Consider the following 11,634-nt stretch of genomic DNA (forward strand, 5'->3'; position numbering starts at 1 on the left):
CTATACTTGGTGCTCTCTGGCGGCTGATCTATAACGGCGCGTTGGAAAAACTCAAGCACAGGACCGGCCTGATGAGCTCGGAAACCGACCAATCCTCAGATTCTCGGGAAAAACGCCGTGAGAACGGATCAGGCTCAGTAGTTTTATCGATCCTGGGTTCCCCGGCATTGCTTGCAGCGGACACCGCCGCGTGCGTGCGTTTCTTTTCGCGCCTTCCCCTGCCAAAGGTGAACAGCGCGGACGATCCGGCAGCCCTGCCGTATTTTCCCCGGATCGCAGGAGCAGCGCCAATCGCGGGGCTTGTTGTTGCCTTGCCGGCCGCAGGCCTGGGCACCCTGCTTGGCCACACCGCTCTGCCCGCGCTCGCGGTCGCGGCGCTGGTGCTTGCGGCACTCTGCGCAACGACCGGTGCCTTGCACGAAGACGGCCTGAGCGATGTTGCCGACGGTTTCTTTGGCGGCGCAACACCGGCCCGAAGGCTTGAAATCATGAAGGACAGCCGCATCGGAGCTTTCGGCGCCCTTGCCCTTGTTCTGAGCGTTGTTCTGCGCGTTTCCCTTCTGGCGGTTCTGTGGCAGAGATTCAGTCCGGCCGACGCGGCGCTCATGTTCTTGAGCATCGAAGTCATCAGCCGCGCCGTTCTTGTCTGGCAATGGTCCCGGAGACCACTGGCGCGTCCGGATGGCCTCGCAGCAAGATTCGGCAAACCGGATGCGGCGACAGCGCGAAAAGCCGCGCTACTGTCCGTTCCCTTTCTCATTCCCGCAGCTTTGCTTTTGTCCCCGGCGGCTCTTTTTCTCGGCCTGGCAATCGCACTCGCCGCGGGGTTCGCCATCGGGCACATCGCTGTGGCAAAGATCGGCGGTGTGACCGGAGATGTTCTGGGCGCCATTCAGCAAATCTGCGGGCTTGGATTCCTTGTCGGGATGCTTATGGTGCCTTGAACAGGTGTTAGGTGGGCGGCGACACGATGACTGATCAAATTCGCGATGGTTCGGCAGACCTTTGGTCTTTTGCACCAAGGGCAGTTCTGTTCTTGGCGCTGTTTCTTGTGCTGGCCGGATGCGGCAGCCGGCCGGAATTCGGTGCGCTCGCGCTCACTGAAGTCCCTGCACAGGGCGCAAAGTCTCATGACATCATGATCGTAACGACCCGTGAGCGCGACAGCCGCCCGGACACGTATTTCAACGGAGAGCGCGGCGAAAAGATCAGCTACGCCCACGCGACCATCTCCGTTCCACCCAACCATGAAGTCAGCCAGGTCGAATGGCCGGAAAGCCTGCCCGGCAACCCGGAGACAGAGTTTGTTGCGCGTGATGCCGGATATATAGAAGACCAGAGCGCCTTTGTTCGCCAGATCAACAACCGCCTGGCCAAAATGCCCCGCGGAAAGCGGGACATCTTTCTGTTCATTCACGGATACAACACGCTCTTTCCCGAGGCGCTCTATCGATTCGTGCAGGTTGTTCACGACGGCGACATTGACGGCGTCCCTGTTCTTTTCACCTGGGCGTCACGCGGGAAACTGCAGGACTATGTCTATGACCTGAACAGCGCGGCGGTTGCGCGGCAATCGCTCGCGGAAACCATGCTGTTGCTCGCCAAGACGAACGCGGACAACATCACGATATTGGCGCATTCCATGGGCAACTGGCTGCTGATGGAGACGGCAATCCAGTCTTCGCCCCAGCAACGACGGGCGCTTGAGGGAAAAGTGAAGGTCGTTATCCTGGCCGCACCGGACATCGACATCGATCTCTTCAAGGCACAGCTCAGGAAACTCGGCAGGCCAACCAATCCTTACGTAGTCGTTGTTTCAAGAGATGACCGAGCCCTGCGCCTTTCAAGGGCGATTGCGGGCGGCAAGGAGCGCGTCGGAGCGTATTCGAATGACGAGGAACTTGCCGAACTGGGCGCGATCGTGATCGATGTGACGGAGCTGGATTCGCTCGACTCGGCCAATCATTCCAAGTTCGCGCAGCTTGCACAGCTCAGTCCGGAATTCCGGGAGACACTTGGGCAATCGGGCCTCAGATCGGCAACCGACGGCTCGCGCGGCGCGACGCTGGGAGACAACCTCGGTACCTTTGTCGGGAACACGGTGGCGCTTCCGGTCAATATCATTACCGCGCCGTTCAATCCGAGCGGACTTCGCTGACGACGCTTCCCCGCCGTGGACCGACGTTTTTATGACTTGGCAAAGCCACAATCTGTGGCCATATCGGCAGTATGAACTCGCCATGTATCAAATTCTGCCAGATCGACCATGCCACAGGATTGTGTGCGGGCTGTTCGCGTTCGCTTGACGAAATTGCCGGATGGGCCGGCTACAGTGAAGAGCAACGCGCCGAAATCATGGCCGACCTGCCCGGACGCCGCTCCGCCGAGGGGCAAGAAGGCGGCGAGTGATGAGTGACAAGCCGAGACAAATCCGGGGCTTCGTCGTCGTTGCACTGATCGTCATCATGTTTTCGGCAGGCTTTTACTTTTTCTTCGGTGATCCGACAGATCCGGAAAACATCAACTTCGACGACAGCGGGCCGCGGATCGTTGCGTTATCCGCACTCGCCTTCGTTTTCCTCGCCAGTTTCATCTTCGGCCAGCCGAAAATCCGGGAAATCGTGCAGGGCACGCTTTTCTGGGGCGGATTATGCGCGCTTCTGGTCGTGGGCTACACCTACAGAACGGACCTTGTCCAGGCGGGCTACCGCGTGCTTGGCGCCCTTGCCCCGGGGCTCGCAGTCACGCAGCCCGACGGCTCGATCCTGATCGTCCGGGACGCAACCGGGCATTTCGTGCTCGACGGGCGGGTCAACGGAACACGGGCCCATTTCCTGCTTGATACCGGCGCAAGTGCCGTTGTTCTGACCTATGATGACGCGCGCCGGGCCGGGTTCAATCCGGACGAGCTTTCCTTCACCGTTCCGGTGTCCACGGCCAACGGCCGGGCAATGGTCGCTCCGATCCTCATTGAGACAATCACGGTCGGCGACCACAGCCTGCGCAATATCCGCGGCTTCGTGGCCCGAGACGGAGCCTTGAGCGGAAGCCTCTTTGGTCTGACGGCTCTGGACAAGCTCCGGAGTTGGCGGATCGAAGGTGATCGGCTGATCATGAATCCCTGATTTTCCGAAACGCTATTCTGCTGCTTCCGAATAGTGAGTCACCGGGCTGACAGCGGCCAGAGCTTTTTCGACAACTTCCAGCCCGGCACCGGGCCTGCTCGCCTCAACGGTCAGGATCCGCCGCCAGCTGCGTGCGCCCGGACGTCCGTGGAAGAGACCAAGCATGTGGCGCGTCATGTGCGCCAGCTTCACGCCTTTCGAAAGCTGCTCATCCAGGTAGCCCATATGCGCACTCACCTCCTCCCAGGGAGACACGTCCTGCGTCGATGCGCCATATAGCCTGCGGTCGACCTCTCCAAGGATCTGCGGCGTATGATAGGCCGCCCGTCCGAACATCAGCCCGTCCAGGGTCCCAAGGTAAGGCTCGGCCTCGTCGAGGCTCTGCAGGCCTCCATTCAGGCCGATGAACTTGTCCGGGAAGCGCTGCTTCAGCCGCACAACGCGATCGTAGTCGAGGGGTGGAATATCGCGATTTTCCTTGGGGCTCAGGCCCTTCAGCCAGGCCTTGCGCGCATGCACCCAGAGCGCGTCCGCACCGGCAGCAAAAACCGCTTCGGCCATCCGGTCCAGTGCTTCTTCCGGATCCTGGTCGTCGACGCCGATCCGGCACTTGACCGTCACCGGGATATCAACTGCATCTTTCATGGAGGCAACGCACGCGGCAACAAGCTCCGGCTCCTGCATCAGGCAGGCTCCAAAACGACCGGATTGCACGCGATCGGACGGACAGCCGACATTGATGTTGACCTCGTCATAACCGAATTCGTCAACAATCCTCGCGGACGCCGCCATGTCCTTCGGGTCAGAACCGCCAAGCTGGCAGGCAATCGGATGCTCCAGACCGGAAAACCCGAGCAGATGATCCCGGTCCCCATGAATGACCGCCCCGGTCGTCACCATCTCGGTATAGAGCAGCGCATGGTGCGACAACAGCCTGTGAAACGCACGGCAGTGCCTGTCCGTCCACTCCATCATCGGTGCAACGGCGAAGCGCGGCTTGTGGCCGGTGTAGAGGCGGTCGGATGTCGTCATGCGCGCCTCCATATCATCATAGCCGTTTCGACGCAAAGATATGGTTTGCTGGACGGCTGCGGCGGCGATGCAGGGCATCGCCGCCAAGAGACATGTGCCTAGACGCGCTGGGTGAAGGTTGCGGCCTTGACTTCGATGGCGTAGTCGCGGGCGAGCTCCAGGAACGCGTCGTAGCTCTTCTGGACTTCGGCGAAGGCCGGATTGGCGGCGGCGTTTTCCGCCATCACCTCGGCAACGGCAGTCTTCAGGGCCGCAATCACGTCGGCCGGGAATGCGCCGAAGGTCACGCCGTCGGCCTTGAGCTTTTGCATTGCGACCGCGTTGAAATAGTCGAATTGGGCTGTCGTCTCGACCGAGGTTGCTTCGGCCGCGTTGGCGATCACCGCCTGGAGATGCGCCGGAAGACCTTCATAGGCCTCCTTGTTCACGACGATTTCCAGCGCCGCGGACGGCTCATGGAAAGCAGGCACGTAGCAGTATTTGGCGACTTTCTGCAATCCGAACGCCATGTCGAGCATCGGTCCAACCCATTCGGCGGCATCGATCGCTCCGGACTGGAAGGACGGAAAAATTTCCGGGGGCGGCAGAAGCACGGCATTGACGCCAAGCTTGCGCATGGCTTCGCCGCCAAGACCGGCGATGCGCATGTTCAGTCCGGCAAGGTCGTTCAGGCCTTCGATCGGTTTCTTGAACCAGCCCGCGGACTGCACCCCGGAGTTTCCGGAATAGAACGGTTTCAGGCCGCGTTCGGCGTAGATCCCGTCCCAGAGCTCCTGTCCGCCACCGTAGCGAAGCCACGCGGTGGTTTCGACAGCCGTCATGCCGAACGGAACCGCAGAGAAGAAGTGAAGCGCGGAGTTCTTGGAGGCTGCGTAGTAAGGCGTCGAGTGGCCGATTTCCGCCGTTCCCTGTTCCACGGCGTCTTCCACGCCAAAGGGCGGAACAAGCTCGCCGCCGGAAAACACCTTGAGCGTCAGCTGCCCGTCGGACATGGCTGCGACACGCTCGGCGAATGAAGTCACATTCGTGCCGACGCCCGGTGCCTTTGCGGGAAAGGACGTCGGAAGTTTCCACTCGACCTTGCCCTGTGCGACGGCCGGTGCCGCGAGAACGGCGGCAGGTGCGGCAACGGCGCCCGCCTTCAGGAATTCCCGTCTTTTCATGTCCAAACTCCTCTCATCAAAACAAAACTCCGGGCAACCATGTCGCAAGAGCGGGGAAGATTGCAACAAGGCCGAGTGCCGCGAGCTGGATTGCCACGAATGGTATCACGGCGACATAGATCTGCGAGGTTCTTATCTCGGCCGGTGCGACCGACCGAAAATAGAAAAGCGCGAATCCGAAAGGCGGTGTCAGGAAGGATGTCTGCAGGTTCAGGGCAATCAGGACCGCGAACCAGACCGGGCTGATATCCGTCTGCAAAATGATGGGCCCGACAATGGGCACCACGATGAAGATGATTTCCACGAATTCCAGGATGAAGCCGAGCAGAAAGATCACCAGCATCGTCAGCAGCAGCATGCCGTAGGCACCTCCGGGAAGCGCCTGAAGCAGCTCTGCAACATGCTCATCCCCATCGAACCCCCGAAACACCAGTGACAAGATGCTGGCGGCGATCACGATGCCGAAGATCATGCCGGTAATCGTGACGGTTTCGCGAAGCGCAGATACAAGCACACCACTGCGCAACAACGGAGCGGACACGGCGAGCATAAGGGCAAAAGTTCCGGCGGTCGCGGCAACGGAAATCGCGGATTTCAGTGTCCAGCTGATGCGCCCCGCATCGAAATCCAACCCCAGTAGACCTGCCTGCCGCATCGCTAGCAATGAAACGGCCAGAAAGGCGCAGAGAAGCGCGGGGCGGGCGATGGCACGGCCCTGCCCCGCCGCGGCAATCAGCAACGCACCGGCAACGCCGACGCTGGCCGCTTCCGTTGGGGTTGCGACGCCGATCAGAATGCTGCCGAGAACGGCGACAATCAGACCAAGCGTCGGCGCAATGGCCCCTGCCAGTAGCGGGGCGGTGACGGTTTCCCGGTCGGAACTCTGCCCGGGCCCCTCTCCGCTGCGGCTGAGCCGGAACACAACGTAGCCTGCATAGAGCGCAACGAGCAGAAGACCGGGAAGCAAGGCACCTGCAAAGAGGTCCCCTACCGTGACGGGATCGGGCGCGAAGTTTCCGGCTTCCTGCTGTGCCTCGAAATAGGCGTTGGAGATCTGGTCGCCCAGCAGGATCAATACGATCGACGGCGGTATGATCTGGCCCAGCGTGCCGCTCGCGCAGATCAGCCCGCTGCTCATATGCTTGTCGACGCCGGCTTTGAGGAGAGCGGGAAGCATGATCGATCCCAGCATGACGATGGTCGCGCCAATGATTCCGGTCGATGCGGCGATCAGGGCACTCACGAGAACAACGGAGAGCGCGAGCGCCGACTGGTTTCCGCCCAGCGCGGCACTCAGGCTTTTGAGCATTCTTTCGGCCTGCTGCGATTTTTCCAGAAGCAGCCCCATCAGCACGAACAGGGGCACCGCCAGCAGGAGCGGGTTTGTCATGATGCCGAAAATCCGCTGCGGAACCGCCTGGAAGAAAACCAGGTCGAAATCGCCAAATGCTGCAGCCAGAAGCGCGACAAGGGTCGGAGCACCCGCGATCGCAAGCAGGACGGGGACGCCGGACAGAATGCAGGCGAAGACGGCGAGCGCCATCACCAGCAACCAGACGATTTCAATGCTCATGATGCGTCCCGCCGAAAGAACCCGATCACGCGTGCAAGGGTCAGCCAGACCACCAGCGCCGGCAGGATCAGCAGACAGGTTTTGACAACGAAAAGCCCCGGCAGACCGCCGGTTTCGGGCGAGCCCTCGAAGATTGCCCAGGAGCTGCGCACCAGCGGATAGGCCATCCAGAGCATGATCACGAAGACCGGTAACGCCAGGACCATGTCACCCAGCCAGTCGATCCGCCTGTTGGCGGTTTCGGTGAGTCTTTGCCGGAAAACGTCAACCCGGACATGCTTGTCCGCCTCAAACGAGACAGCAACGGAAAGGGCTACCAGCGAGGCGAAGGCGTAGTTGACCGCATCCTGAATTTCCAGAAAGCCGAAGCCCAGAAGATAACGCATCAGGACCATGGACAACTGGCCGAGAAACACGATCACAGCCAGGACCATGCAAATCCGCCTGACGCCCGAAAACACCACTCTTATCAAAAGCACCCATCCTGCCAAATGACGCCCGAAGCAGCTTCGATGCCGCGGCCCGCCCCACCGGGAGCCTCAACTTATTCAGTGCCTGGTGCTTTGTATACAGACAACTGCTGAGCGGTGTGAGAGGGTTTGCGACGGGATCTTCCGGTTGACCGGCACCGGCTTTCACCGCACGATATTTTGCCTGGCTTTTTCGTCCATGCTCTCAGGCCAATTGGAGGCTCATACATGCGGGTCGGTATCGGAATTCTTGTTCTTGCATGTTTCGCGTTTGGCGCGGCATCCGCTCAGGAGACACCCGCCCCTTTCGCGTCTTTCGACAAGGCCGGGCCTGAAGTGCTGAACGATCCGCATGACCTCGCCTTCGGACCGGATGGGCGCCTCTATGTCGCAGACAAGTTCGGAAACCGGATCGCCGTCGTGGATCCCGCCACGCTCGATGTCGTCGAAAGCCTGAGCGCCGGCAAACTGCCCGGCGCCCATGACATTTCCTTTGGTCCGGGCGGAGAAGTTGCGGTTGCAGTTACTGGCTTCGGCAGCGTTTTCGTGTTCAGCGGTATCGAGACACTCGATATCGCACCAAAGGCGACGTTGCCCGCACCCCGAACCGAAGGAGCGCTCGCCCACAGCAACGGGCGCATCTATGCCATGGCCGGAGGAACCGGACTTCTTATTGCCTATGAAAACGGGGAAGCGGTCGCAAGCGCCGGTTCGCACCCGGGCGCGCATGATGTTGCGGAAGGTCCGGACGGCTCCATCTGGGTCGCCGACAACTTTAACCGGCGGCTCGTGCGGTATTCTCCCGGCCTTGAAAAGCTGCAGACGGTCGAAGGGCCGCAGTTCGGATTTTACGGGCCCCGCTATCTCGACGTCGACAGTTTCGGCAGGCTCGTGGTCGCGGACCAGGACGCGCACCGCATCCTGATGATCGATCCGGATGCAGAAGGCGGCGCGGTTCTCGTTGGTGTCCTCGGGACGGGCGAGCCCGGCAAAGGTCCAAACCTCTTCGACGATCCGGAAGGCGTGGCCATTCGCGGCAACGAGTATTACTTCTCCGACAGCGACAACAACCGGATTGTCCGCTACACGGTGGCGATCAACTGATCCATCCGGGACGGAACGGCCGGGTAAAGTGCCACGGCCGAGATGCCAATCACGGGCGACGGAAGCGCTGGCGCTCATGCTCCTTGCGCTCGTCGTCCGAGCGCAGTTCCAGCCACATGGCGTTCAGGATCGCCAGGCAACATGCCAGAGGCATTCCGAGGATCCAGGCAAAATACCACATCTTGTCGTCTCCTCAGTAAGCCGTGTGGTTGTCACGCTCGATGGTTTCCTCATCCACCTTGCCCCAGAGCACCTTGTAGACCCAGGCTGTGTACACAAGGATGATCGGCAGGAAGATGATGGTTGCCACCAGCATGTTGAACAGTGTCCTGTGCGTCGAGGACGCGTCCCAGACGGTCAGGCTTGCCTCCGGCTGAACCGATGACGGCAGGATGAACGGAAACATCGATATCCCGACAGTCGTGATGATCCCGACGATCGCCGATTTCGAAAAGGCGAAGATGAGCATCTCCAACCTGGTCTGAAGCAGCAGCAGCGTTCCGATCAATCCAACGAAACCAAGGCCGGGCACGATCCAGAGCAAGGGATAGGCGGCATAGTTCGCCATCCAGGCGCCGTCTTCAATCGCGGCTGTCTTGGCCAGCGGGTTCGCTTGCATGTTCGGGTCGACCTCCGACGTGATCCGGAACCCGTCGACATATCCGCTCGCAACGAGATAGCCACCGAGCGCGAACAGGACAATCCCGAGAAGCGCGGCAATGGTGCCGTAGCGGCGGGCCCGTGTTGCAATCTCACCGGATGTGCGCATGACCAGCCATACAGCGCCGTGCATGACGAGCATGGCGACCGAAAGCAGTCCGCACAGCAACGAGAATGGAGAGAAGAGACCGAAGAAAGACCCTTCATAGGTCATGCGAAGGTCGTTATCGAGTGAGAACGGAACGCCCATGAGCACGTTACCAACCGCGACACCGAACACCAGGGCCGGCACGAACGATCCGACGAAAAGCGCCCAGTCCCAGCTGCTCCGCCAGGAGGGATCAGGCCGCTTCGACCGGTATTTGAACGCAACCGGCCGCAGAATCATCGCGGCAAGCACCACGAACATGGCGAGATAGAAACCGGAGAAGCTGATCGCATAAAGCGGCGGCCAGGCGGCGAAGATCGCCCCCCCTCCGAGAATGAACCAGACTTGGTTCCCCTCCCATGTCGGCCCGATCGTGTTGATCACCACGCGGCGCTCGATGTCGGTTTCGGCAATGAAGGGCAGAAGAGCGCCAACTCCCATGTCGAAACCGTCCGTCACCGCGAAGCCGATCAGGAGGATACCGAGCAGGACCCACCAGATCACTTTCAGCGTCGAATAGTCCATCATTTCGTAGAGGATCATGGCCGCTTACTCCGCAGGAACAGGGGCTGCACCGGATACCGGCTGTGCGCTTGCAGGAGGCGGCAAGGTATCCGCCGGCTCTCCCTCGTCGGGTCCGATCCTGATGTATTTGATCATCAGCGCGATCTCGATCACCAGCAGTGTGCTGTATAGGATCACGAAGCCCGCAAGGGTCAGCAGGACCTCAGTCACAGACAGGCTGGAAACCGCAGCGGAAGTCGGCAACATACTCTCGATAATCCAGGGCTGGCGACCGTACTCGGCGACGAACCAACCCATCTCGCAGGCAATCCAGGGCAGCGGGATCGACCAGACTGCGACATGAAGCAGCCACCGGTGCTTTTCGCGCAGAAGATCCAGTTTTCCCGATGAGGAGAAGTAAAAGAAGACGGTGGTCAGCAGGATGAAGAAGAACCCGCACGCCACCATGATCCGGAACGCATAGAACATCGGCCAGACATTTGGCACGGTCGACCAGGCAGCCTCCTCGATCTGTTCCGTCGTCGCCTCGAGCGGATTATCGGTATAGGGCAACAACAGATAGGCATAGCCGAGCGAGCTGGCATTGTAACTGAAGGTTTCGCGGACCTCCTCAGACACAGCTTCGGGGTTCTCCCTGATCTGCTGCAAGGCATCCCAGGCTATTGCGCCCTGGCGAATGCGGTCCTTGGACCGGTCGACAAGTTCGTTGATCCCCGGGATCACCGTGTCCAGAGACCGGGTCGCGATCAAGCCCATCACGTAGGGCACCTCGATCGCGAAGATGTTTTCCCGCTTTTCCATGTCCGGCCAGGCGACGACATTAAAGGCGGCGGGTGCCGGTTCGGTCTCCCACATGGCCTCGATCGTGGCGAGTTTCATCTTCTGGTTCAGGTTGGCCTCGTACCCGCTTTCATCCCCGAGCACGACAACTGACAGCGCCGAGGCAAACCCGAAGGCGGACGCGATTGCCATGGACCGCTTGGCGATCTGCAGGTGTCTTCCCTGAAGCATATACCAGGCCGAAATGCCCAGCATGAAGAGCGCTGCGGTGACATAGCCCGCCGAGACCGTATGAACGAATTTGGCTTGCGCAACCGGATTGAACAGCACCTCGAAGAAACTGTTGACCTCCATGCGCATGGTGTCCGGATTGAACACGGCACCGACCGGGTTCTGCATCCAGCCGTTGGCGATCAGGATCCAGAGCGCGGAGAAATTCGTTCCGAGCGCAAGCGCCCAGGTTGCCGCCAGGTGCTGGCGCCTGGAAAGCTTGTCCCATCCGAAGAAGAAGAGGCCCACAAACGTGGCTTCGAGGAAGAAGGCCATCAGTCCCTCGATCGCCAGTGGTGCGCCGAAGACATCCCCCACATACTGGCTGAAATAGGCCCAGTTCATGCCGAACTGGAACTCCATCGTCAGGCCGGTGGCAACGCCAAGGACGAAATTTATCCCGAACAGCGTGCCCCAGAACTTGACCATCCGCTTCCAGATCTCGCGGCCGGTCATGACATAGACCGTCTCCATGGTCGCGAGCAGGATCGACAAGCCGATGGTCAAGGGCACAAACAGGAAGTGGTAGAGCGCTGTCATGGCAAATTGCAGCCGGGACAGATCAACGACGTTAAGTTCCATCGTATTCCCCCTTTTCAGACCTTTCGGATCTGAGCTTCAGGTCTCGCCAGACTCTCAACCGACATGGTGCAACGCGGCGTGCTTTCGGCCGGGCACATGCATGAGTCTTTTCCCGTCAAAAAAAACCGTTAAGAGCAATAGGCTACCGAGTCAGGATGGTGGCGCAGGCCAGCTGGGAGGTCAATGCGACAAGTCGTAGTCG

Annotated in this window: 12 protein-coding genes; 5 read left to right on the forward strand and 7 right to left on the reverse strand. The window is 60.2% G+C overall.

Annotated features, from left to right (window positions below; genetic code table 11):
- Positions 1-194: 194 nt before the first annotated feature.
- The 4 genes from RDA78_RS23710 to RDA78_RS23725 all read left to right on the forward strand — a co-directional run bounded on the left by RDA78_RS23710 (position 195) and on the right by RDA78_RS23725 (position 3,125).
- On the forward strand, positions 195-944 hold the full coding sequence (locus tag RDA78_RS23710) for an adenosylcobinamide-GDP ribazoletransferase (RefSeq protein WP_434052230.1): 750 nt from the start codon (positions 195-197) through the stop codon (positions 942-944).
- Between the two features lie 26 nt (positions 945-970).
- Positions 971-2,158 (forward strand): alpha/beta hydrolase, encoded by a 1,188-nt coding sequence (locus tag RDA78_RS23715; RefSeq protein WP_434052231.1) that lies wholly within the window; start codon positions 971-973, stop codon positions 2,156-2,158.
- A 71-nt stretch (positions 2,159-2,229) separates the two neighbouring features.
- Complete coding sequence (locus RDA78_RS23720) at positions 2,230-2,409, forward strand: DUF1289 domain-containing protein (RefSeq protein WP_434052232.1); 180 nt, start codon at positions 2,230-2,232, stop codon at positions 2,407-2,409.
- A complete protein-coding gene (locus tag RDA78_RS23725; protein WP_434052233.1) occupies positions 2,409-3,125 on the forward strand; it encodes a retropepsin-like aspartic protease family protein in 717 nt (238 codons plus the stop codon). The genes RDA78_RS23720 and RDA78_RS23725 overlap by 1 nt, the downstream gene beginning before the upstream one ends.
- 12 nt (positions 3,126-3,137) lie before the next feature.
- On the opposite strand, the gene dusA is transcribed toward RDA78_RS23725, so the two are convergent.
- From dusA to RDA78_RS23745, 4 genes are all read right to left on the reverse strand, one after another.
- On the reverse strand, positions 3,138-4,157 hold the full coding sequence (dusA, locus tag RDA78_RS23730) for a tRNA dihydrouridine(20/20a) synthase DusA (RefSeq protein ID WP_434052234.1): 1,020 nt from the start codon (positions 4,155-4,157) through the stop codon (positions 3,138-3,140).
- Between the two features lie 98 nt (positions 4,158-4,255).
- Positions 4,256-5,320: a TRAP transporter substrate-binding protein gene (locus tag RDA78_RS23735; protein ID WP_434052235.1), complete on the reverse strand. Its 1,065-nt coding sequence runs from the start codon at positions 5,318-5,320 to the stop codon at positions 4,256-4,258.
- Positions 5,321-5,336: 16 nt separating this feature from the next.
- Positions 5,337-6,893, reverse strand: a complete 1,557-nt coding sequence (locus RDA78_RS23740) for a TRAP transporter large permease (protein WP_434052236.1) — start codon at positions 6,891-6,893, stop codon at positions 5,337-5,339.
- A complete protein-coding gene (locus RDA78_RS23745) occupies positions 6,890-7,327 on the reverse strand; it encodes a TRAP transporter small permease subunit (RefSeq protein WP_434052237.1) in 438 nt (145 codons plus the stop codon). Before RDA78_RS23745 ends, RDA78_RS23740 begins: the two co-directional genes overlap by 4 nt.
- 264 nt (positions 7,328-7,591) lie before the next feature.
- Here RDA78_RS23745 and RDA78_RS23750 point away from each other — a divergent pair, with 264 nt between their 5' ends.
- On the forward strand, positions 7,592-8,467 hold the full coding sequence (locus tag RDA78_RS23750) for a Vgb family protein (RefSeq protein WP_434052238.1): 876 nt from the start codon (positions 7,592-7,594) through the stop codon (positions 8,465-8,467).
- 49 nt (positions 8,468-8,516) lie between these two features.
- On the opposite strand, the gene cydX is transcribed toward RDA78_RS23750, so the two are convergent.
- From cydX to RDA78_RS23765, 3 genes are read right to left on the reverse strand one after another with little or no spacing between them, the layout of a single operon-like run.
- Positions 8,517-8,648, reverse strand: coding sequence for a cytochrome bd-I oxidase subunit CydX (gene cydX, locus RDA78_RS23755; protein ID WP_434052239.1), 132 nt, complete (start codon positions 8,646-8,648; stop codon positions 8,517-8,519).
- A 12-nt stretch (positions 8,649-8,660) separates the two neighbouring features.
- Positions 8,661-9,818, reverse strand: a complete 1,158-nt coding sequence (gene cydB, locus RDA78_RS23760) for a cytochrome d ubiquinol oxidase subunit II (protein ID WP_434052240.1) — start codon at positions 9,816-9,818, stop codon at positions 8,661-8,663.
- A 6-nt stretch (positions 9,819-9,824) separates the two neighbouring features.
- Positions 9,825-11,432 carry a cytochrome ubiquinol oxidase subunit I gene (locus RDA78_RS23765; protein ID WP_434052241.1) on the reverse strand — a complete coding sequence of 536 codons (1,608 nt, stop codon included), beginning with the start codon at positions 11,430-11,432 and terminating at the stop codon, positions 9,825-9,827.
- Positions 11,433-11,634 lie beyond the last annotated feature (202 nt).

This window comes from Roseibium sp. (genome assembly GCF_051016195.1).
Taxonomy (GTDB): Bacteria; Pseudomonadota; Alphaproteobacteria; order Rhizobiales; family Stappiaceae; genus Roseibium.